A 19,529-nucleotide genomic window follows, 5' to 3' on the forward strand; every position below is an offset into this window, starting at 1 on the left:
GATGCCGATCAGACGGGGCGGTTCTCGTAAGGGTTGCGCACCGGGCCCATCAGCTTCAGGCCCTCCTCGAAGCTGATCTTGGGGTAGCTGGCGCTGAAGCCGGCCGCCTTGTCGGCGATGGCGTCGGTCTTGCCGGCGGTGTCGAGCTTCTTCAGCTCGGTCTTTTCCAGGTACAGCAGCTCCAGCACCTCGTTGTAGACCGTGGCCTCGTCGATCGGCAGGATGGTGAAGGTGGCGCCACCGTACTCGCAGATGTATTTCTTGGAGATGTCGATGTTGTCGACATAGAAGATGTACTTGCCGGTCGGAGAGAGCAGGTCGCCCAGCGCTTCGGCCACCAGGTGCAGGTACTCGAAGCTCAGCAGGAAGCCGGCCATGAAGGCGATGTGCGCCTCGCCCGCGTTGGCCGCGGCAATGATCTGCTCGGCGGCGATCTCGGGCGGGCGGGCCTCATCGGCCATCTTGGCCTGGAACTTCAGGGCCAGGTCACCCCGAAAGCCGAAGCGACCGAGCTTCCTGGTCGGGCCCTTGAGCACGCTGTTGAAGAGCCGTCCCTCGGCGTCCAAGCGGGCGAAGGCGCTGTCGGCAAAGGTGGGAGAGGTGGCGGTCATGGAGTGCTCCGGTTGGGTGAGGTGAGAGGGTCAGGGCTTGGCGCATGCAGGCCGTTCACTCGCAGGGGTCGCGCGTCAGCACGACACGGGTCGTGAGCGAGGTCGGGCTCGTGCATCGCGCGCATGGGCGCCGCGTCGGACCGCGTGTCCATCGCGCAGCAGAAGGCATCCACCAGGGCGCCACCGCTTCGCGCCCGCCGTGCCGGTCGGCAACGACGGCGGGGAAGACAGGCAGCGCGGTGTTCATGAGTGCGCTTGACAGCAAACCCCGTACCACCCCGCCGCGGGCGGCGTGGCGAGCCCGCATGGCGCACCGCGCCCGCGCAGGCGACGCCCGGCGAACCGCCATGGCAGGGGGCGCGTAGACAACGCACGCCGCAGCGCGATGCGCGCGCGTGCGAGGGCCATCGCAGGCTGCGTCGCTTGGCGGGCTTTGTCGGGTTTCACACATTCTCCTAGGCCCGCCGACGAACCCGGTGAACTTGCGTTTTACCCAGGAAAAACAAGCACTTGAGTGCCCTCAAGCGCCATGGCACGGCCGTTGCAATGAGGAAGCTGCGCGGCAACCGTGTATGGCCCCCAAGTGGCTTCCCTAGAAGACCCATAGAGGCACCCAAGGCTGCACCCCGATCGCGACGAGTCCTCTCAACTTCGGTTTCCTGGTTCACTTAATTTCGATTGGAGAACTGCAATGGCTGCACTTCGGCAAATCGCCTTCTATGGCAAGGGTGGGATCGGCAAGTCCACCACCTCGCAAAACACCCTGGCCGCCCTGGCCCAGATGGGTCAGAAGATCCTCATCGTCGGCTGTGACCCCAAGGCCGACTCGACCCGACTGATCCTGCACGCCAAGGCCCAGGACACCATCCTCTCGCTGGCCGCGGAAGCGGGTTCGGTGGAGGATCTGGAGCTCGAAGACGTGATGAAGGTCGGGTACCGCGACATCCGCTGCGTGGAATCCGGCGGCCCGGAGCCCGGCGTGGGCTGCGCCGGCCGCGGCGTGATCACCTCGATCAACTTCCTGGAAGAGAACGGTGCCTATGACGGCGTGGACTATGTGTCCTACGACGTGCTGGGCGACGTGGTCTGCGGCGGCTTCGCCATGCCCATCCGCGAGAACAAGGCGCAGGAGATCTACATCGTGATGTCGGGCGAGATGATGGCCATGTACGCGGCCAACAACATCTCCAAGGGCATCCTGAAGTACGCCAACTCGGGTGGCGTGCGCCTGGGCGGCCTGGTGTGCAACGAGCGCCAGACCGACAAGGAGCTGGAGCTGGCCGATTCGCTGGCGAAGATGCTGGGCTCGCGCCTGATCCACTTCGTGCCGCGCGACAACATCGTGCAGCACGCCGAGCTTCGCCGCATGACGGTGCTGGAGTACGCGCCCGAGTCCAAGCAGGCGCAGGAGTACCGCACGCTGGCCGAGAAGATCCACGCCAACGCCGGCAACGGCACCATCCCCACCCCCATCACGATGGACCAGCTGGAAGATCTGCTGATGGAGCACGGGATCATGAAGCAGATCGACGAGAGCCAGGTCGGCAAGACCGCCGCAGAAGCCGCGGCCTGATTGCCCGCCCCCCGGGGGCGCCATGGGCGTTCCCCTCTCAAGGGGGCGCCCAAGCCGATTCCGCGGCGGTCGCCCGACAGCCTCGGCCGAACCCCTCGCACGAACGACCGATACCTGGAGCCACACCATGAGCATCACCATTGACGAGCGCAAGGCCGAGAACAAGGCCTTGATCGACGAAGTCCTGAAGGCCTATCCCGAAAAGATGGCCAAGCGCCGCGCCAAGCACCTGGGCACCTTCGAGGAAGGCAAGCCCGACTGCGGCGTCAAGTCCAACATCAAGTCGCTGCCGGGTGTGATGACCATCCGCGGCTGCGCCTACGCCGGCTCCAAGGGCGTGGTGTGGGGTCCGATCAAGGACATGGTCCACATCTCCCACGGTCCGGTGGGCTGCGGCCAGTACAGCTGGGCTGCGCGCCGCAACTACTACATCGGCACCACCGGCGTGGACACCTTCGTGACCATGCAGTTCACCAGCGATTTCCAGGAGAAGGATATCGTCTTCGGCGGCGACAAGAAGCTCGACAAGATCATCGACGAGATCCAGGAGCTGTTTCCACTGAACAAGGGCATCTCGGTGCAGAGCGAGTGCCCGATCGGCCTGATCGGCGACGACATCGAGGCCGTCTCGAAGAAGAAGAGCAAGGAATACGCGGGCCACACCATCGTGCCGGTGCGCTGTGAGGGTTTCCGCGGCGTCAGCCAGTCGCTGGGCCACCACATCGCCAACGACGCGATCCGTGATTTCGTGTTCGACAAGGTCGATCCGAACAAGCGCCCCGATTTCGTCTCGACCCCCTACGACGTGGCCATCATCGGCGACTACAACATCGGTGGCGACGCCTGGAGCAGCCGCATCCTGCTGGAGGAAATGGGCCTGCGCGTGATCGCCCAGTGGTCGGGCGACGGCACCATCGCCGAACTGGAAAACACCCCCAAGGCCAAGCTCAACGTGCTGCACTGCTACCGCTCGATGAACTACATCAGCCGGCACATGGAAGAGAAATACGGCATTCCCTGGGTCGAATACAACTTCTTCGGCCCCACCCAGATCGAGAAGAGTCTGCGCGAGATCGCTGCCCATTTCGACGACACCATCAAGGCCAAGGCCGAATCGGTGATCGACAAGTACAAGCCGCTGATGCAGGCGGTGATCGACAAGTACAAGCCGCGCCTGGAAGGCAAGACCGTGATGCTGTTCGTTGGCGGCCTGCGGCCGCGCCACGTCATCGGCGCTTACGAGGATCTGGGCATGAAGGTGGTCGGCACCGGCTACGAGTTCGGCCACAACGACGACTACCAGCGCACCACGCACTACATCAAGGACGGCACGCTGATCTACGACGACGTGACCGGCTACGAGTTCGAGAAGTTCGTCGAGAAGGTGCAGCCGGACCTGGTCGGCTCGGGCATCAAGGAGAAGTACGTGTTCCAGAAGATGGGCGTGCCCTTCCGCCAGATGCACAGCTGGGACTACTCGGGCCCGTACCACGGCTACGACGGTTTCGCGATCTTCGCCCGCGACATGGACATGGCCATCTCCAGCCCGATCTGGGGCCTGGCGAAAAGCCCGTTCAAGAACGCCGCCTAAGCGGCTGCACCGCAACCTGCCACGCCTGGAGAACCACCATGCCCCAAAACGCAGACAAGGTCATCGACCACGAGATGCTGTTCCGCGAGCCGGAATACCAGAAGCTGTTCGCCGACAAGAAGGAACAGTTCGAATACAACCACGCCGACACCAAGGTGCAGGAGATCCGCGACTGGACCAAGAGCCGCGAGTACCTCGACAAGAACTTTGCCCGGGACTCGCTGGTGGTGAACCCGGCCAAGGCCTGCCAGCCGCTGGGCGCCGTCTTCGTGGCCAACGGCTTCGCCAAGACGCTGTCGTTCGTGCATGGCAGCCAGGGCTGTGTGGCCTACTACCGCTCGCACTTCAGCCGCCATTTCAAGGAGCCGACCAGCTGCGTCAGCTCGTCGATGACGGAAGACGCGGCCGTGTTCGGCGGCTTGAACAACATGGTGGACGGCCTGGCCAACACCTACAACCTGTACAAGCCCGAGATGATCGCGGTCAGCACCACCTGCATGGCCGAGGTGATCGGCGATGACCTGAACGCCTTCATCAAGACCAGCAAGGAGAAGGGCAGCATTCCGGCCGAGTTCGACGTGCCGTTCGCCCATACCCCGGCGTTCGTGGGCAGCCACATCACCGGCTACGACAACGCGCTGCTGGGCGTGCTGCAGCACTTCTGGGACGGCAAGGCCGGCACGGTGGCCAAGCTGGAACGCGTGCCCGATGAGAGCATCAACTTCATCGGCGGCTTCGACGGCTTCGTGGTCGGAAACATGCGCGAGGTCAAGCGCATCTTCGGCCTGTTCGGCGCCGACGTGAACGTGCTGTGCGACCCCTCCGAAGTGTGGGACACCCCCACCGACGGCGAGTTCCGCATGTACGAAGGGGGCACCACCAAGGCCATCGTGGAGCGCGCGCTCAATGCCAAGGCCACCATCGTGTTCCAGGAATACTGCGCCGAGAAGACCGTCAAGTACCTGAAGGAAAAGGGCCAGCAGGTGGTGGTGCTGAACTGCCCCACCGGCGTGGCCGGCACCGACCGCTTCATCCAGGCCTTGGCCGACCTGACAGGCAAGCCGGTGCCCGCCCAACTGATCAAGGAACGCGGCCGCCTGGTGGACGCCATGGCCGACAGCCAGGCCCACCTGCACGGCAAGCGCTACGCGCTGTACGGCGACCCCGACCAACTGCTGGGCCTGACCGAGTTCCTGCTCGAACTGGGCGCCGAGCCGGCCCACGTGCTGAGCACCAACGGCACCGAATCCTGGGCCGAGAAGGTGCAGAAGCTGCTGGACGCCTCGCCCTTCGGCAAGGGCTGCAAGGCCTACGCCAAGCGCGACCTGTGGCACATGCGCAGCCTGCTGAACGTGGAGCCGGTGGACTTCCTGATCGGCAACACCTACGGCAAGTACCTGGAGCGCGACACCGGAACACCGCTGGTGCGCCTGGTGTTCCCGATCTTCGACCGCCACCACTACCACCGCTTCCCCACCTGGGGCTACGAAGGCGCGCTGCGCCAGCTGGTGATGTTCCTGGACGAGTTCTTCGAGACCCTGGACGCCAACACCATCGTCCCGGGGAAAACGGACTACTCCTACGACATCATTCGTTGACTTTCACACCCCCCGGAGCGCCTCGCGGCGCTCCCCCTCAAAGGGGGGGTGCCACCAGCGGCCCGGCAAAGCCGGTTCCGCGGTGGCCGCAGGGTTTGTTCCGTACCCCTAAAGAAAGAATCATCATGGCCAACGTGACCTTCAGTTCACCGCGCATGAAGAAGGACCTGACGGTGTACGCCGTCGCAGGTGACACCAAGACCTTGTTGTCGGTGGCCAAAGCCCACAACATCCCGCTCGACTTCGAGTGCGAGAACGGCGAGTGCGGTTCCTGCCAGTTGCAGGTGAGCGTGCTGTCGGCCAAGACACCCTATGGCGTGGCCTTGACCGAGAAGGAGAAGACCGTGCTGCGCTTCGCCGGCAAGATCACGCAGCAGCAGATCGACGACGCCGAGACCAAGGACATGCCGCCACCGTGGCGCCTGGCCTGCCAGTTCATCGTGCGCAACGAAGACATTCTGGTGAGCTTCTGATGGACGCCGTCTACGTCAAGACCACGCAGGACGGCCGCCTGGTCGAGGTGATCGACGGCTGGGTCTGCCTGGCCGGCCAACCCGAGACCGACGCGCTGGTGGTGCTGGACGAACATCCCAATCGCCAGGCCATCTTGAACGCGGTGCCCAAAGCCACCCACATGGCCGGACGCCTGCCCATGACCATGCACGAGGCCTCGGTGGCGCAGGCGGCGCTGCGTCGCTACCACGACCGTTTCGACGGATCGGCCGCGGCCGTGGCCGATCGCCTGCGCAAGGCCATGTGGCAAAAGGCCTGCGCCGAAGGCGTGGAGTGAGGCCGGCATGATCTTCGTCGTCGAGCAACCCGACCAAGGTCCCGCGCGCGCCTGGTTCGCCTACGACGACGACGATTTCCTGCGCAAGGTCTGCGCGCAAGACCCGCTGCCCGAGTGGCAGGTGTTCGATGTGGCCACGCCGCGCGAGCTGCTGGAGATGACCGGGCGCACGCCCGCCAGCGCCGACGCCCGCAGCGCCTGCCCGGCGATCTGCGCACTGGCCGAAGCCCACGGCTGGGACACGCCGCTCTACCGTGCCGACCACCTGCTGGGGGGCGGCCAGTTCCGGCCCGAGCCCGTGCGCGCGCTCGACGCGGGTCTGGCAGCGCTCACCCGGCGTGGCGGCCAGTGGCGCGTGTATGGCAGCGAGGCCGTGGCCATGGCCGCCGTGGACCAGCCCGACGCACTCTACGACGCGCCCACCGGCTGGCGCGCCCGCTGGGCCCTGCGCGAGCAGCTCATCGCCGTCGAGGCCCTGGCCGACGACCTCTGAGCCGGCCCGCCGGGCCACCGCAGCGGCCACCCGGCCGCACGGGGCGGCCGGGCCAGGGCCTGCCGGGCAAAGTCCCGAGCCAGCTCGGCGCGCTCTTCGGCGCTGCGGATCAGGCGGCCCCGCATCCACTGGCCTGCGCAGCTCTGCTGCTGGGCGGCGTCGATGCCGGGCAGCGACAGCAGCTGGAACGGCGAAACGGCCGGCCCGTCGGGGTCGCCCACGGCTTTCAGCACGCGACCGCGCCAGCCGTCGAACCCCTCCCAGTCGCACCAGGCGCGACTGCGGGCGTAATGCCGCATCAGCGGATCGGGCGCAGGCGCGCCGGCAGGGTCGGTCATGAACCCACGCCGCAAGTTCTGCGCCGGGGACCGCGGTGCAGCAAATGTCGCAAACCCGCCAATCGACGGCGCCGCCGCCGCAAGCGCAAGTGCTTGATTTGCAAGGGCTGCGGCGTCCCGCAGCGGCTGGCACCGAATGTGCAAAGCAGGCTGCACACACCCGCCGGGAGTCTGTTCATGTCTGCATCGCTCAATGCCAAGATCGCCGAAGTCTTCGACGAGCCGGGGTGCGACAAGAACCAGGCCAAGAGCGAGAAGGAACGCAAGAAGGGCTGCACCAAGCAGCTCACCCCCGGCGCTGCCGCCGGGGGCTGCGCCTTCGACGGCGCCAAGATCGCGCTGCAGCCCATCGTCGACGTGGCCCACCTGGTGCACGGCCCCATCGCCTGCGAGGGCAATGGCTGGGACAACCGCCACAGCGCCTCCAGCGGCCCGCAGCTCTACCGCAGCGGCTTCACCACCGACATCAACGAGCTGGACGTGATCTACGGCGGCGAGAAGCGCTTGTTCAAGAGCGTGCGCGAGATCATCGAGAAATACGACCCGCCCGCGGTGTTCGTCTACCAGACCTGCGTCACCGCGCTGATCGGCGACGACATCGAGGCGGTGTGCAAGCGGGCGGCCGAGAAGTTCGGCAAGCCCGTCATTCCCGTGAACGCACCGGGCTTCGCCGGGCCCAAGAACCTGGGCAACAAGCTGGGTGCCGAGGCGCTGCTGGACCACGTGATCGGCACGGTCGAGCCCGAGCACACCACGCCCTACGACATCAACATCATCGGCGAGTACAACCTCAGCGGCGAGCTCTGGCAGATCAAGCCGCTGCTCGACGCGCTGGGCGTGCGCATCCTCAGCTGCATCTCGGGCGACGGCCGCTACCACGAGGTGGCGCAAAGCCACCGCGCCAAGGCCAACATGATGGTCTGCTCCAAGTCGATGATCAACATCGCCACCAAGATGCAGCAGCGCTGGGGCATCCCGTACTTCGAAGGCTCCTTCTACGGCATCGCCGACATGAGCACCACGCTGCGCGAGATCGCGCGGCTGCTGGTGGAGCGCGGCGCGGATGCCGAGTTGAAGGACCGCACCGAGGCGCTGATCGCGGTGGAAGAAGCCCGCGCCTGGGAACGCATCCGCGCCTACAAGCCGCGTCTGGCCGGCAAGAAGGTGCTGCTGATCACCGGGGGCGTCAAGAGCTGGAGCGTGGTGGCGGCATTGCAGGAGGCCGGCCTGGAAGTGGTGGGCACTTCGGTAAAGAAGAGCACCCCGGAAGACAAGGACAAGATCAAGGAAATCATGGGCGAGGACGCCGACGCGCACATGATCGACGACATGACCCCGCGCCAGATGTACGCGATGCTGCGCGGGGCCAAGGCCGACATCATGCTCAGCGGCGGACGCAGCCAGTTCGTGGCGCTCAAGGCCCGCATGCCCTGGATGGACATCAACCAGGAACGCCACCACGCCTTCGCCGGCTATGAGGGCATGCTCACCCTGGTGGCCGAGATCGACAAGGCGCTGTTCAACCCGATGTGGGCCGAGGTGCGCACGCCGGCGCCCTGGGAAGCCGGCGACTCGCTGCTGCGCGAGCAGAGCTCCGAGCAGTTGGCGGCCGAGACCGCCGCCTGAGCACGCTGACCAGCAAGGAACCCACCATGGCCCACGTCAGCGAAAGCAAGAAAGCCTGCGCGGTGAACCCGCTGAAGATGAGCTCACCGCTGGGTGCGGCCTATGCCTTCATGGGCCTGCAAAGCTGCATGCCGGTGATGCATGGTTCTCAGGGCTGCACCTCTTTTGGTCTGGTGCTGCTGGTGCGGCACTTCAAGGAAGCGATCCCGCTGCAGACCACGGCGATGAACGAGGTGACCACCATCCTCGGCGGCTACGACAACCTTGAGAAGGCCATCCTCAACATCCGACAGCGCGCCAAGCCCGCGCTCATCGCCATCTGCTCCACCGGCCTCACCGAGACCAAGGGCGACGACGTCGAGGGCTACCTGGCACTGATCCGCAAGAAGCACCCCGAGCTGGACGACACGGCGCTGGTCTACGTCTCCACCCCCGATTACGTGGGCGCCTTCCAGGACGGCTGGGCGGCGGCGGTGAACGCGCTGATGACGGCCTTGCCCGAGCCGGGTCAAGGCAAGGTGCCCGGACGCGTGGCCGTGCTGCCGGGGGCACACCTCACGCCGGGTGACCTGGAAGAGCTACGCGAGATCATCGAATCCTTCGGCCTCGTGCCCCTCATCGCGCCCGATGTCTCGGGCTCGCTCGACGGCCACATCCCCGACGACTGGCTGGGAACCACGCTGGGCGGCACGCCGCTGGCCGACCTGAAGGCGCTGGGCGGCGCCCAGCACTGCCTGGCCATCGGCGAGCAGATGCGCGCGGCCGCCGCCACCCTGCAAGAGCGCTGCGGTGTGCCTTACACGCTGTTCGACCGGTTGACCGGGTTGACGGCTACCGACGCATTTGTCCAGAAGCTGGCCGAATTTTCGGGCCGGCCGGTGCCGGCCCGATGGCGCCGCCAGCGCAGCCAACTGGTGGATGCGATGCTGGACGGGCACTTCCACTTCGGCAATCAGCGCGTGGCGCTTGCTGCAGAACCGGACCTGCTGTTTGCCGCGGGCAGCTTCCTGGCCGAGATGGGGTCCGAGCTGGCTGTGTGCATCACCACCACGCCCAGCCCGCTGCTGGCACGCATGCCCAGCAACGAGGTGGTGATCGGCGATCTGGAAGATTTCGAGATGGCGGCCAAGGCGGCCGACTGTGACCTGCTGATGACCCACTCGCATGGCCGCATGGCGGCCGAGCGCCTGGGCACGCCGCTGTTCCGCCTGGGAATCCCCACCTTCGACCGCATCGGCAACGCGCATCGCTGCATGGTGGGCTACCGCGGCACCCGCAATTTCGTCTACGAGGTGGGCAACGTGTTCATGGATCGAATCCAGCACCACCACCCCGGCGACTGGCCGCTGCCGGCGCTGTCGCTGGCGGCCGCGCAAGGCCGCGCCGCCGACGCGCTGCCCGGCGTGGCGCATGTCGGCACCGACATCCGGCGGACACGGCCCCGGGAAACATCATTGCAAGGAGCTTCCTCATGAAGATCGCATTCGCCACCCAGGACAGGCAGCGCGTGGACGCGCACTTCGGCTGGGCCAAGCACCTGGCCATCTACGACGTGACGCCCACCGGCAGCAGCTACGTCGAGACCTTCCAGTTCGGTGAAGACCTGGCCGAGGACGGCAACGAAGACAAGCTCGCACCCAAGCTCGACGCCATCAAGGACTGCGCCATCCTCTACGTGGCGGCCATCGGGGGCAGCGGCGCGGCGCGCGTGGTGGCCCAGAAGATCCACCCGATCAAGGTGCCGCAACCCGAGGCCATCCTCGACATCCTCGACAAGCTGCAGGACGTGCTCAAGGGCACGCCCCCACCCTGGCTGCGCAAGGCGCTGGAGAAAGACTTGGGGACCACCCACAACTTTGAAGACGAGGTGAAACCATGAGCGACGCGGCCACGCTGGACGCCGGCACCGACCCCAACGACGAGGCCCTGCTGAAGGACCCGTTCATCGTCGAGCTGATCAAGCAATTGCGCGCCCAGGACACCCACGGCACCTGGGAAGGCAAGAGCGACGCCACGCTGCTGGCGCCCTACATCATCACCGCCGAGCAGCGCCGCGAGCTGCCGATGATGGGCGACCCCGACCCCGAAACGCTGTGGCGACTGGACCTGTTCCACAACGCCATCGGCCTGGCGATCGAGCGCGCCACCGGCTGCATGGTGAGTCCCATGATGAAGATGAGCCACGAGGGCTTCGGCCGCGCCGTGCTCACCACCGGCCGCCTCATCGTGGTGAACCGGTACCTGCGCGACGTGCACCGCTTCGGCTACGCCAGCCTCGGGAAGCTGGCCAAGGCCGGCAACAAGCTGGTGGCCGAGGGCGTGGGCATGGTGCAGGCCTACCCCGACGTGGCCAAGTACGGATCCTGAAGCGAGCCCTCAAACGGAGCCCCCATGAGCATCGACATCGAAACCCTGAAAGCCGACGCCAAGAAGGCCAACGCCAAGGCCACGCAGGCCAAGATGGATCTTCACGACCTCTCCGAGGAGCTGCCCACCCACTGGGAAAGGATCCTCGAAGTGGCGCAGGTGGCCCACGACGCCCACCTGAAGCTGATGGCCGCACGAAAAGCGCTGGCGGTCGCCCAACTCACCTGAAGCAAGCGCCATGTCGACTTTCTCTGTGACCCTGCCCAGCGGCGCCGCCTGGACCCCTACCTTCGTGCGGGAACTGAATGAAGAGAAGTGCATCGGCTGCGGCCGCTGCTTCAAGGTGTGCCCACGCGGCGTGCTGGAGCTGGTGGGCCTGAACGACGAGGGCGAGCGCATCCATGTGGACATGGACGACGACGACGCCGACGAGGAGTACGAGAAGAAGGTGATGACCATCGCTCGCCAGGAGCTGTGCATAGGCTGCACCGCCTGCGCCAAGATCTGTCCCAAGAAGTGCTACACGCACGCGGCCGCCGAGGTCTGACGTGAGCGCCCCGGCGCCCCCCCGGCCATGGCCCGTGCTGCGCGAGGATTTCGCGGCACGCAGGGCCGCCCGGGAAGACGAGGTGACCGACGTCGCGGCCCTGCTGCTGGAGCACGCGGACCTCCAAGCCGGCCCGCCCGAGTGGATCGAAGCCGCCGCGACGGCGGTGGCCGTGGCGTGCCTGGGTGACAACCACCTCTGGCAGGATTTGCTGCTGGCCGACCGTGGCGAGCTCAACGCCCTCATGCGCTGCTGGTTTCCGGCCATCGTGGCCAGGAACAGTGCCGACATGAAGTGGAAGAAGTTCTTCTACCGCCTGCTGTGCGAGCGCGCCGAAATCCCGATCTGCAAATCGCCCAGTTGCGGCGTATGCAGCGATCAGCCACAGTGCTTCGAGGTGCCGCTGACCTTGAACGCTTGAACGACAGCTCAAGCTTGGATCAGCGCCGACATAGCTAGACTCGTCCACGGGCCGTCTACCTGCACGGTCGCTGGCGCTGCGCATCGGCCTGCGACCCGGTACACTTCGGGGTGCCACCGGCGATGGCGATGTGGCACCCTGGCACATCGCCGTAAGCCATTGATTTATAAGTCTCTTCCACCAAGGAACAGGGTTCTGGTGGCGCTTCCCTGAAGCGCCACCAGAACACCCGGCCCGAGTCGACCCCGACTTGGGCCGCTTTGTTTCACAGCCCCTGGATGAACACCATGAACTGCTGTGCCCCGCGTCGCCGCGTTGCGGCCCTGCTGGCCCTGGCCGGCGCGCTGCTGGTCGCCCTGCCCTCCTCCGCCCAAGTGGCCCGGCGCTTTCCGCAAGGGGCCTTGCGTGGCGAGTTGAGCTTCACCCAGCCTCCCGTCGTGCTGCTGAACGGCCAGACGGCGCACCTGGCGCCGGGTGCGCGCATCCGTGGCCAGAACAACATGACGCTCGTCAGCGGTGCGGCGATCGGCCAGACTGTGATCGTCAACTACACGCTGGACCAGGTCGGGCAACCGCTGGAGATCTGGATTCTTCGTCCGGAAGAGATCGCGATGAAGCCCTGGCCGCGCACCGTCGCCGAGGCCCGCGCCTGGCGCTTCGATGCTGCCGCCCAGACCTGGACCCGGCCCTGAGGTCGACGAGGACAGCGCCATGAGCAAGAAAGTCTTCATCCGCACCTTCGGCTGCCAGATGAACGAGTACGACTCGGACAAGATGGCCGACGTGCTGCGCGCAGCCGAGGGTTACGAGCCGACCGACGACGTCGAGCAGGCCGACCTGGTGCTGTTCAACACCTGTTCGATCCGCGAGAAGGCGGCCGAGAAGGTGTTCTCGGACCTGGGCCGGGTCAAGCACCTGAAGGCCCGGGGTGTGCTGATCGGCGTGGGTGGCTGCGTCGCCAGCCAGGAAGGGGCGGCGCTGATCGAGCGCGCGCCGTACGTCGACCTGGTCTTCGGCCCGCAGACGCTGCACCGCTTGCCGCAGATGATCGCCCAGCGACAGGCGCAACGCCGCGCGCAGGTCGACATCAGCTTCCCCGAGATCGAGAAATTCGACCACCTGCCGCCGGCCCGGGTCGACGGCGCGTCGGCCTTCGTGTCGATCATGGAAGGCTGCTCGAAGTACTGCACCTATTGCGTCGTGCCCTACACGCGCGGCGAGGAAGTCTCCCGCCCTTTCGAGGACGTGCTGACCGAGATCGCCGGCTTGGCCGAGCAGGGTGTCAGGGAAGTGACCTTGCTGGGCCAGAACGTCAACGCCTACCGCGGCACCATGGGCGGCACGGCCGAGATCGCCGATTTCGCACTGTTGATCGAGTACGTGGCGGAGATTCCCGGCATCCAGCGCATCCGCTACACCACCAGCCACCCGAACGAATTCAGCCAGCGGCTGGTCGACGCCTATGCCAAGGTGCCGCAACTGGTGAACCACCTGCATTTGCCGGTGCAGCATGGCAGCGACCGGATCCTGTCGGCGATGAAGCGCGGCTACACCGCACTGGAGTACAAGAGCACGATCCGCAAGGTCCGGGCGATCCGCCCCGACATCAGCCTGTCGACCGATTTCATCGTCGGCTTCCCCGGCGAGACGGACGATGACTTTGCCAAGAGCCTGAAGCTGATCGACGACATCGGCTTCGATGCCTCGTTCAGCTTCATCTTCAGCGCCCGCCCGGGCACGCCGGCGGCGTCGCTGGCCGACGACACGCCGGCGGAGGTCAAGTTGAAGCGGCTGCAAGTGCTGCAGGCCCGGCTGGAAGACAAGGTCCAGGCGATCAGCGCGTCGCGCGTCGGCACGCTTCAGCGCGTGCTGGTGGAAGGTCCGTCGCGCAAGAGTGCCGACGAGATGATGGGCCGCACCGAGTGCAACCGCATCGTCAACTTCGCGGGGTCGCGGCGGCTGGTGGGTCAGATGGTCGACGTGATGATCACCGACGCCATGCCGCATTCGCTGCGCGGGCGCCTGGCGTTGAACGAATCGGTCAGCGAAGGCGCTTGAAACCGTGCCACCACAGCACGACGGCCGTGACCAGGACCAGCGCGGCGTAGGTCAGCATGCGGCCATCGCGGCCGGACAGCGCCAGCCCGGCCACCAGGACCGCCACGCCCGCCATCACCGCGCGCGCGGCCAAGGTCGGCCAGGCGACATTGCGCAACTCGCGGCGCCAGATCAGCTTGCTCAGACCGGCGGCGATCAGCCCGACGCCGAAGGCCGGCGCGAGAAAGTTCAGCAGATGCCAGATGACGTCCAGCGGCCCCATGGCTTGCCCTCGATCCGAAGTCCGATGCCTGAACGACCTGGCACCAGCTTGATGTCTATCAATTCCCAGACACGTTCCGGAACGCATTCCCGGACCGCGGCGCGACGCCGAATTTTATAATCAGCGCCCATGAGTGTCTTTGCGCTCGGCTTGAACCACACCACGGCACCGCTGGATCTGCGCGGGCGGTTCGCGTTCGCGCCTGAACAGTTGACGCCGGCATTGCGGGCCCTGCGCGAGCAGCTGATGCGCGCCGTGCCGGAAGCCGCGATCCTGTCCACCTGCAACCGCACCGAGTTGTACGTGGCCACCGGGCCGGTGCGCGCCCGCGAGGCGGTGCGCCCGGCGATCGACTGGCTCGCCGCGCAAGGAGGCGTCAGCAGCGACAAGCTGCTCGACCACACCTATGTGCTCGAAAACCGCGATGCGGCCCGCCATGCGTTCCGGGTCGCGTCCGGGCTTGACTCCATGGTGCTGGGCGAACCGCAGATCCTCGGCCAGATGAAGCAGGCGGTGCGGGGCGCCGATGAAGCCGGCACGCTGGGCACCACCTTGCACCAGTTGTTCCAGCGCTCGTTCTCGGTCGCCAAGGAAGTGCGCACCTCGACCGAGATCGGTACCCATTCGATCAGCATGGCGGCTGCCACCGTGCGGCTGGCGTCGCAGTTGTTCGAGGATCTGCGCCAGACCCAGGTGCTGTTCGTCGGCGCCGGCGAGATGATCGAGCTGGTCGCCACCCACTTTGCGGCCAAGGAGCCCAAGCTGATGGCGGTGGCCAATCGCACGCTGGAGCGCGGCGAGAAGCTGGCCGGCCGCTTCGGCGCGCAGGCCCTGCGCCTGGCCGACCTGCCCACCCGGCTGCACGAGTTCGACGTGGTGATTTCCTGCACCGCCAGCACCTTGCCCATCATCGGGCTGGGCGCGGCCGAGCGGGCGCTGAAGGCGCGGCGGCGCCGGCCGATGTTCATGGTGGATCTGGCGGTGCCGCGCGACATCGAACCCGAGGTCTCGCGCCTGTCCGACGTCTACCTCTACACCGTCGACGATCTGACCGAAGTCACCCGCACCGCCGGCGAGAAGCGGCTGGCGGCGGTCGAGCAGGCCGAGGTCATCATCGACGCCGGCGTGCAGAGCTTCGCGCACTGGCTGGACCAGCGGGCCAGCGTGCCGCTCATTCAGGCCCTGAACCGCCAGGCGGACGACTGGCGTGCCGCCGAGATCGCCCGTGCCCGCAAGCTGCTGGCCCGCGGCAGCGACCTCGACACCGTGCTGGAAGCACTGAGCCGCGGCCTGACCCAGAAGATGCTGCATGGCGCGCTGGCGGAGTTGCATGCCAGCGAAGGCGAGCAACGCCACCAGACCGCCGAGATGGTCTCGCGCCTGTTCCTGCGCCAGAACTCGCGCAGTCCGGCCACCGACGACCCGGACAGCCACTAGCGACGCGGACCTGGCAGCGCTCGCGCCCGCGCGCTGCAAGACCCCCTCGTGGCCCGGCCCGGTCGGGCAGTCCGCTCCGTTCCGCTTTCGCCCCCGCTCCATGAAAGATTCGCTTCGCCAGCAATTGCAGCGCCTGGCCCTGCGCCTGGCCGAACTCGACGCCAACCTGGCCGACCCGCAGGTGACCGCAGACATCGGGCGCTATCGCCAACTCGCCCGAGAGCAGGCCGAAGTCGCCGAGGTGGTGGGGCTGTTTCGGCAGTTCGAGCGCTGGGAGAGCAACCTGGACGCCGCGCAAGACTTGCTCGGCGATCCCGACATGACCGAGATGGCGCGCGACGAGATCGTCAGCGCCGAGGCGGCGATGACGCAGCTGCAGGCTCAACTGCAGACCGCCCTGCTGCCGCGCGACCCCGACGACGGGCGCAACGCGTTCATCGAAATCCGGGCCGGCACCGGCGGCGAAGAATCGGCCCTTTTTGCGGCCGATCTGGCCCGCATGTACCTGCGCTACGCAGAACGCATGGGCTGGCGCACCGAGGTGATGAGCGAGAACGCGTCGGACCTGGGCGGCTACAAGGAGCTGGTGATCCGCATCGAGGGCGAACGGGTCTACGAACGCATGAAGTTCGAGTCCGGAGGCCACCGGGTGCAGCGCGTGCCCGCCACCGAAACCCAGGGGCGCATCCACACCAGCGCCTGCACCGTGGCCGTGATGCCGGAACCGGACGAGGCGGCCGAGGTCACGCTGAACCCGGCCGAATTGCGCATCGACACCTTCCGCGCCAGCGGCGCAGGCGGCCAGCATATCAACAAGACCGACAGCGCGGTGCGCGTCACCCACCTGCCGACCGGCCTGGTCGCCGAATGCCAGGACGACCGCTCGCAGCACCGCAACAAGGCCAAGGCGCTGGCCGTGCTGCAGGCCCGCCTGCAGGACCGCGAACGCAGCGAGCGGCAAGCCAAGGAGGCAGCCACGCGCAAGGCGCTGGTCGGCTCGGGCGATCGCTCCGACCGCATCCGGACCTACAACTTTCCGCAGGGCCGGCTGACCGACCATCGCATCAATCTGACGCTGTACAAACTCGCGGCCATCCTCGAGGGTGACCTGAGCGAGGTGGTCACAGCGCTGCAGGCCGCCCGCGCCCAGCAGCAGCTGGCGGCGCTGGAAACCGGCCAATGAGCACCCCGCGCACGATCGCCCAGGCCTTGTCCGAAGCCCAGCGGGTCGGCCTTGCGCGGCTGGATGCGCAGTGGCTGCTGGGGCATGTGCTGGGGCAAGGCCGCAGTTGGCTGCTGGCCCATGACGAGCAAGGCTTGAGCGCGGCGCAGGACCAGGCGTTTCAGGCGCTGTGCGACCGTCGCCTGTCCGGCGAGCCGTTTGCCTACCTGGTCGGCGAATGCGAATTTCATGGCCTGCGCCTGGCGGTGACGCCCGCCGTGCTGATCCCGCGCCCCGACACCGAGATCCTGGTCGACTGGGCGCTGGCCCTGCTGCAAGGGGATCTGGCCGACCGCGCGGCCCCGACCGTGGCCGACCTGGGCACCGGCAGCGGTGCGGTGGCGTTGGCCATCGCCGATGCCTGGCCGGCCGCGCAAGTCACGGCGGTCGACCTGAGCACGGACGCGTTGACCGTGGCACGTGCCAATGGACACCGGCTGGGCCTCGCGCCTCGCTGGCGGCTCGGCGACTGGTGGCAGGCGGTCGGTGCCGAGCGCTTCGATCTGGTGGTGAGCAACCCGCCCTACATCGACGCCGCAGATCCACATCTGGCGGACCTGCGCTGCGAGCCCGTCCTGGCCCTGAGTCCCGGCCCCGATGGCCTGGCCGCGATTCGCCGCATCCTGGCCGGCGCCCCCAATCATCTGACGGACGGTGGCTGGCTGTTGTTCGAACACGGTTGGGATCAGTCGCCTTCAGTCCAGGACTTGATGCGCCAGGCAGGCTTCACCGACGTCCAGTCCCGCCTCGACCTGGGCGGACAAGTGCGCTGCACCGGTGGGCGGTGGCGGGAACGCAACAGCCCCTGATGGCAGACGTCGGGGCGCCCGCCCCACCGTGGCAATCAGCACGGTGAAGCCGCGTATTTCTGGGCCCCAACCGGGCGGGTTGGGGGTAGCATGAAATTCAGACGGGCCGCCACGTCGCGTGGTGGGCGATGTCGAAGGGCTTGAGGAGATTTCCCATGCGCCATGTTTCATCCTTGCCGAGATCCTTTGCTGTGGCCCTGCTCGCGACCCTGCCAATGCTGGCCTGGGCCGGTGGCGATGGTTTGAAGCTGGGCGCGGACAACGATGTCTGGCCGCGCTGGCAGGCCAGCCTGTCGGTCGTCAACGTGCCCCTGGGGGCCGCCGTGCTGGATGGAAATCAGTTGCAGCTGGGGGCTGCACGCCTCGCCGGCGATCGCTATTTCGACATCGGCCGCATCGGCGATGGCGGCGGACTGCGCGCCACGTCGGCGCTGCTGCTGGGGTCGCGCTCGCTGGCGCTGGGGGCGCCGGCAGCCTACGGCAACTCGGCCCTGCTGCTGCGCCCGAGTTCGTCCATCGCCGCCGTGGACTCCGGCGCCGACGGCTTGGCCGCCACCCCCTACGTCGGCCTGGGCTACAGCGCGTGGTGGCACCGCACCGGGCTGGGCGTGAGCGCCGACCTGGGCCTGATTGCACGTCATCCGGGCCAATTGCTGGGCCTGATCAACGACGGCAACAGCCTGGACAACACGGTGCGCGCGATGCAGCTGTCGCCGGTGTTCCAGATCAACCTGTCGTATTCGTTCTAGCCTCGTGGCGAATCGATGGCCGGAGTGCCGGCCGGGGCTTGGCTGCGGTAGCCGGCAGCCAGACTTCGCCTGACGTATAAAGCCAGCTTCGTCGACAATCCGCAGTCGACCCACTCTTCGCGAAAGTTTCCTGCCATGAGCGACGTGCAGCAACGCATCGACCAGATCGTCAAAGGCCACAAAGTGGTCCTGTTCATGAAGGGTACGGCCCAGTTTCCGCAATGCGGCTTTTCGGGCCGCGCCATCCAAGTGCTCAAGGCCTGCGGCGTCAACGACGTGACGACGGTGAACGTGCTCGAAGACGAAGGCATCCGCCAGGGCATCAAGGACTACGCCAACTGGCCGACGATTCCGCAGCTCTACGTCAACGGCGAATTCGTCGGCGGCTCGGACATCATGATGGAGATGTACCAGGCCGGCGAGTTGCAGCAGATGCTGGCCGCCTGATCCCGCTCGCCATGGCGCAGGCCACGCCGCCCCGCGTCGTCGTCGGCATCAGCGGTGCCTCGGGCGCGATCTATGGCGTGACGCTGCTGCAGCGTCTGCGCGCGCTGGAGGTGCGCACCCATCTGGTGGTCACGGCCGCCGGGGTTCTCAACGCGCACCACGAACTGGGGCTGGATCGCTCGGCCCTGGCCGAGCTGGCCGATGAACACCATGCCATTGGCGACATCGGCGCCTGCATCGCCAGCGGCAGCCACCGGCATGATGCGATGGTGGTGGCGCCGTGCTCGATGAAGAGCCTGGCCGCAATCGCCCACGGCTTTGGCGACAACCTGCTGACCCGGGCCGCCGATGTCACGCTGAAAGAGCGCCGGCGTCTGGTGTTGATGGTGCGCGAAACACCGTTCAACCTGGCCCACCTGCGCAACATGACCGCGGTGACCGAAATGGGCGGCATCATCTTCCCGCCGCTGCCGGCCTTCTACCACCAGCCGCCATCGATTGCCGACATGGTGGCTGACACCGTCGAACGCGTCATCGACCTGTTGGGCGTCTCGGCGGGCGCCGAGCCGCGGCGCTGGCAAGGCCTGTAG

The 19,529-nt window shown here is 66.8% G+C and carries 24 protein-coding genes; 21 read left to right on the forward strand and 3 right to left on the reverse strand.

Annotated features, from left to right (window positions below; all coding sequences use genetic code 11):
- Positions 1-8: 8 nt before the first annotated feature.
- Complete coding sequence (locus tag AC0N04_RS03905; protein ID WP_474278811.1) at positions 9-611, reverse strand: hypothetical protein; 603 nt, start codon at positions 609-611, stop codon at positions 9-11.
- Positions 612-1,302: 691 nt separating this feature from the next.
- On the opposite strand from AC0N04_RS03905, the gene nifH reads away from it, so the two are divergent.
- From nifH to AC0N04_RS03935, 6 genes are all read left to right on the forward strand, one after another.
- Positions 1,303-2,184, forward strand: coding sequence for a nitrogenase iron protein (nifH, locus tag AC0N04_RS03910; RefSeq protein WP_474278813.1), 882 nt, complete (start codon positions 1,303-1,305; stop codon positions 2,182-2,184).
- Between the two features lie 127 nt (positions 2,185-2,311).
- Positions 2,312-3,775, forward strand: a complete 1,464-nt coding sequence (gene nifD, locus AC0N04_RS03915) for a nitrogenase molybdenum-iron protein alpha chain (RefSeq protein ID WP_474278816.1) — start codon at positions 2,312-2,314, stop codon at positions 3,773-3,775.
- 38 nt (positions 3,776-3,813) lie between these two features.
- Complete coding sequence (gene nifK, locus AC0N04_RS03920; protein ID WP_474278818.1) at positions 3,814-5,373, forward strand: nitrogenase molybdenum-iron protein subunit beta; 1,560 nt, start codon at positions 3,814-3,816, stop codon at positions 5,371-5,373.
- Positions 5,374-5,498: 125 nt separating this feature from the next.
- Positions 5,499-5,846: a 2Fe-2S iron-sulfur cluster-binding protein gene (locus tag AC0N04_RS03925; RefSeq protein WP_474278820.1), complete on the forward strand. Its 348-nt coding sequence runs from the start codon at positions 5,499-5,501 to the stop codon at positions 5,844-5,846.
- Positions 5,846-6,163, forward strand: coding sequence for a hypothetical protein (locus AC0N04_RS03930; protein WP_474278822.1), 318 nt, complete (start codon positions 5,846-5,848; stop codon positions 6,161-6,163). The genes AC0N04_RS03925 and AC0N04_RS03930 overlap by 1 nt, the downstream gene beginning before the upstream one ends.
- Positions 6,164-6,170: 7 nt before the next feature.
- The gene (locus tag AC0N04_RS03935) at positions 6,171-6,656 is read left to right on the forward strand and encodes a hypothetical protein (RefSeq protein WP_474278824.1); all 486 of its coding nucleotides are present in this window, start codon (positions 6,171-6,173) and stop codon (positions 6,654-6,656) included.
- On the opposite strand, the gene AC0N04_RS03940 is transcribed toward AC0N04_RS03935, so the two are convergent.
- Positions 6,572-6,994: a hypothetical protein gene (locus AC0N04_RS03940; RefSeq protein ID WP_474278826.1), complete on the reverse strand. Its 423-nt coding sequence runs from the start codon at positions 6,992-6,994 to the stop codon at positions 6,572-6,574. The genes AC0N04_RS03935 and AC0N04_RS03940 overlap by 85 nt on opposite strands.
- A gap of 177 nt (positions 6,995-7,171) precedes the next feature.
- On the opposite strand from AC0N04_RS03940, the gene nifE reads away from it, so the two are divergent.
- The 9 genes from nifE (at position 7,172) to miaB (ending at position 14,013) form a co-directional block, all read left to right on the forward strand.
- Positions 7,172-8,620 (forward strand): nitrogenase iron-molybdenum cofactor biosynthesis protein NifE, encoded by a 1,449-nt coding sequence (nifE, locus tag AC0N04_RS03945; RefSeq protein WP_474278828.1) that lies wholly within the window; start codon positions 7,172-7,174, stop codon positions 8,618-8,620.
- A 26-nt stretch (positions 8,621-8,646) separates the two neighbouring features.
- The gene (nifN, locus tag AC0N04_RS03950; protein ID WP_474278830.1) at positions 8,647-10,095 is read left to right on the forward strand and encodes a nitrogenase iron-molybdenum cofactor biosynthesis protein NifN; all 1,449 of its coding nucleotides are present in this window, start codon (positions 8,647-8,649) and stop codon (positions 10,093-10,095) included.
- The gene (nifX, locus tag AC0N04_RS03955; RefSeq protein ID WP_474278832.1) at positions 10,092-10,499 is read left to right on the forward strand and encodes a nitrogen fixation protein NifX; all 408 of its coding nucleotides are present in this window, start codon (positions 10,092-10,094) and stop codon (positions 10,497-10,499) included. The genes nifN and nifX overlap by 4 nt, the downstream gene beginning before the upstream one ends.
- On the forward strand, positions 10,496-10,987 hold the full coding sequence (locus tag AC0N04_RS03960; protein WP_474278834.1) for a NifX-associated nitrogen fixation protein: 492 nt from the start codon (positions 10,496-10,498) through the stop codon (positions 10,985-10,987). The genes nifX and AC0N04_RS03960 overlap by 4 nt, the downstream gene beginning before the upstream one ends.
- A 24-nt stretch (positions 10,988-11,011) precedes the next feature.
- Positions 11,012-11,215 carry a CCE_0567 family metalloprotein gene (locus AC0N04_RS03965; RefSeq protein ID WP_474278836.1) on the forward strand — a complete coding sequence of 68 codons (204 nt, stop codon included), beginning with the start codon at positions 11,012-11,014 and terminating at the stop codon, positions 11,213-11,215.
- 10 nt (positions 11,216-11,225) lie between these two features.
- Positions 11,226-11,534 carry a ferredoxin III, nif-specific gene (gene fdxB, locus AC0N04_RS03970; protein ID WP_474278838.1) on the forward strand — a complete coding sequence of 103 codons (309 nt, stop codon included), beginning with the start codon at positions 11,226-11,228 and terminating at the stop codon, positions 11,532-11,534.
- Positions 11,535-11,568: 34 nt separating this feature from the next.
- Positions 11,569-11,955, forward strand: coding sequence for a nitrogen fixation protein NifQ (locus tag AC0N04_RS03975; RefSeq protein WP_474278840.1), 387 nt, complete (start codon positions 11,569-11,571; stop codon positions 11,953-11,955).
- Between the two features lie 287 nt (positions 11,956-12,242).
- Positions 12,243-12,647: a hypothetical protein gene (locus tag AC0N04_RS03980; RefSeq protein ID WP_474278842.1), complete on the forward strand. Its 405-nt coding sequence runs from the start codon at positions 12,243-12,245 to the stop codon at positions 12,645-12,647.
- A gap of 19 nt (positions 12,648-12,666) precedes the next feature.
- Complete coding sequence (gene miaB, locus AC0N04_RS03985) at positions 12,667-14,013, forward strand: tRNA (N6-isopentenyl adenosine(37)-C2)-methylthiotransferase MiaB (protein ID WP_474278844.1); 1,347 nt, start codon at positions 12,667-12,669, stop codon at positions 14,011-14,013.
- On the opposite strand, the gene AC0N04_RS03990 is transcribed toward miaB, so the two are convergent.
- Entirely contained in the window at positions 13,997-14,275 is a 279-nt protein-coding gene (locus AC0N04_RS03990) for a hypothetical protein (protein WP_474278846.1), read from the reverse strand. The two genes, miaB and AC0N04_RS03990, sit on opposite strands and share 17 nt — an antisense overlap.
- A 129-nt stretch (positions 14,276-14,404) precedes the next feature.
- On the opposite strand from AC0N04_RS03990, the gene hemA reads away from it, so the two are divergent.
- The 6 genes from hemA to AC0N04_RS04020 all read left to right on the forward strand — a co-directional run bounded on the left by hemA (position 14,405) and on the right by AC0N04_RS04020 (position 19,529).
- Positions 14,405-15,712, forward strand: a complete 1,308-nt coding sequence (gene hemA / locus AC0N04_RS03995) for a glutamyl-tRNA reductase (RefSeq protein WP_474278848.1) — start codon at positions 14,405-14,407, stop codon at positions 15,710-15,712.
- A 100-nt stretch (positions 15,713-15,812) separates the two neighbouring features.
- Positions 15,813-16,895, forward strand: coding sequence for a peptide chain release factor 1 (gene prfA, locus AC0N04_RS04000; protein ID WP_474278850.1), 1,083 nt, complete (start codon positions 15,813-15,815; stop codon positions 16,893-16,895).
- Complete coding sequence (prmC, locus tag AC0N04_RS04005; RefSeq protein WP_474278852.1) at positions 16,892-17,743, forward strand: peptide chain release factor N(5)-glutamine methyltransferase; 852 nt, start codon at positions 16,892-16,894, stop codon at positions 17,741-17,743. Before prfA ends, prmC begins: the two co-directional genes overlap by 4 nt.
- Before the next feature lie 215 nt (positions 17,744-17,958).
- Positions 17,959-18,492, forward strand: a complete 534-nt coding sequence (locus AC0N04_RS04010; protein ID WP_474278854.1) for a hypothetical protein — start codon at positions 17,959-17,961, stop codon at positions 18,490-18,492.
- A 135-nt stretch (positions 18,493-18,627) separates the two neighbouring features.
- Positions 18,628-18,939: a Grx4 family monothiol glutaredoxin gene (grxD, locus tag AC0N04_RS04015; protein ID WP_474278856.1), complete on the forward strand. Its 312-nt coding sequence runs from the start codon at positions 18,628-18,630 to the stop codon at positions 18,937-18,939.
- 11 nt (positions 18,940-18,950) lie between these two features.
- Entirely contained in the window at positions 18,951-19,529 is a 579-nt protein-coding gene (locus AC0N04_RS04020; protein WP_474278858.1) for a UbiX family flavin prenyltransferase, read from the forward strand.

This window comes from Ideonella sp. sgz306126 (genome assembly GCF_056032705.1).

What these genes read in the sequence shown, in the direction of transcription:
- fdxB (WP_474278838.1), top strand. Translation starts at nt 11,226, where the DNA reads ATGTCGACTTTCTCTGTGACCCTGCCCAGCGGCGCCGCCTGGACCCCT.
- AC0N04_RS03935 (WP_474278824.1), top strand. Translation starts at nt 6,171, where the DNA reads ATGATCTTCGTCGTCGAGCAACCCGACCAAGGTCCCGCGCGCGCCTGG.
- AC0N04_RS03930 (WP_474278822.1), top strand. Translation starts at nt 5,846, where the DNA reads ATGGACGCCGTCTACGTCAAGACCACGCAGGACGGCCGCCTGGTCGAG.
- AC0N04_RS03905 (WP_474278811.1), bottom strand. Translation starts at nt 611, where the DNA reads ATGACCGCCACCTCTCCCACCTTTGCCGACAGCGCCTTCGCCCGCTTG.
- hemA (WP_474278848.1), top strand. Translation starts at nt 14,405, where the DNA reads ATGAGTGTCTTTGCGCTCGGCTTGAACCACACCACGGCACCGCTGGAT.
- miaB (WP_474278844.1), top strand. Translation starts at nt 12,667, where the DNA reads ATGAGCAAGAAAGTCTTCATCCGCACCTTCGGCTGCCAGATGAACGAG.
- nifH (WP_474278813.1), top strand. Translation starts at nt 1,303, where the DNA reads ATGGCTGCACTTCGGCAAATCGCCTTCTATGGCAAGGGTGGGATCGGC.
- AC0N04_RS03980 (WP_474278842.1), top strand. Translation starts at nt 12,243, where the DNA reads ATGAACTGCTGTGCCCCGCGTCGCCGCGTTGCGGCCCTGCTGGCCCTG.
- nifX (WP_474278832.1), top strand. Translation starts at nt 10,092, where the DNA reads ATGAAGATCGCATTCGCCACCCAGGACAGGCAGCGCGTGGACGCGCAC.
- nifN (WP_474278830.1), top strand. Translation starts at nt 8,647, where the DNA reads ATGGCCCACGTCAGCGAAAGCAAGAAAGCCTGCGCGGTGAACCCGCTG.
- nifE (WP_474278828.1), top strand. Translation starts at nt 7,172, where the DNA reads ATGTCTGCATCGCTCAATGCCAAGATCGCCGAAGTCTTCGACGAGCCG.
- nifK (WP_474278818.1), top strand. Translation starts at nt 3,814, where the DNA reads ATGCCCCAAAACGCAGACAAGGTCATCGACCACGAGATGCTGTTCCGC.
- AC0N04_RS03990 (WP_474278846.1), bottom strand. Translation starts at nt 14,275, where the DNA reads ATGGGGCCGCTGGACGTCATCTGGCATCTGCTGAACTTTCTCGCGCCG.
- AC0N04_RS03960 (WP_474278834.1), top strand. Translation starts at nt 10,496, where the DNA reads ATGAGCGACGCGGCCACGCTGGACGCCGGCACCGACCCCAACGACGAG.
- AC0N04_RS03940 (WP_474278826.1), bottom strand. Translation starts at nt 6,994, where the DNA reads ATGACCGACCCTGCCGGCGCGCCTGCGCCCGATCCGCTGATGCGGCAT.
- AC0N04_RS03925 (WP_474278820.1), top strand. Translation starts at nt 5,499, where the DNA reads ATGGCCAACGTGACCTTCAGTTCACCGCGCATGAAGAAGGACCTGACG.
- AC0N04_RS04010 (WP_474278854.1), top strand. Translation starts at nt 17,959, where the DNA reads ATGCTGGCCTGGGCCGGTGGCGATGGTTTGAAGCTGGGCGCGGACAAC.
- AC0N04_RS04020 (WP_474278858.1), top strand. Translation starts at nt 18,951, where the DNA reads ATGGCGCAGGCCACGCCGCCCCGCGTCGTCGTCGGCATCAGCGGTGCC.
- grxD (WP_474278856.1), top strand. Translation starts at nt 18,628, where the DNA reads ATGAGCGACGTGCAGCAACGCATCGACCAGATCGTCAAAGGCCACAAA.
- nifD (WP_474278816.1), top strand. Translation starts at nt 2,312, where the DNA reads ATGAGCATCACCATTGACGAGCGCAAGGCCGAGAACAAGGCCTTGATC.
- prfA (WP_474278850.1), top strand. Translation starts at nt 15,813, where the DNA reads ATGAAAGATTCGCTTCGCCAGCAATTGCAGCGCCTGGCCCTGCGCCTG.
- prmC (WP_474278852.1), top strand. Translation starts at nt 16,892, where the DNA reads ATGAGCACCCCGCGCACGATCGCCCAGGCCTTGTCCGAAGCCCAGCGG.
- AC0N04_RS03965 (WP_474278836.1), top strand. Translation starts at nt 11,012, where the DNA reads ATGAGCATCGACATCGAAACCCTGAAAGCCGACGCCAAGAAGGCCAAC.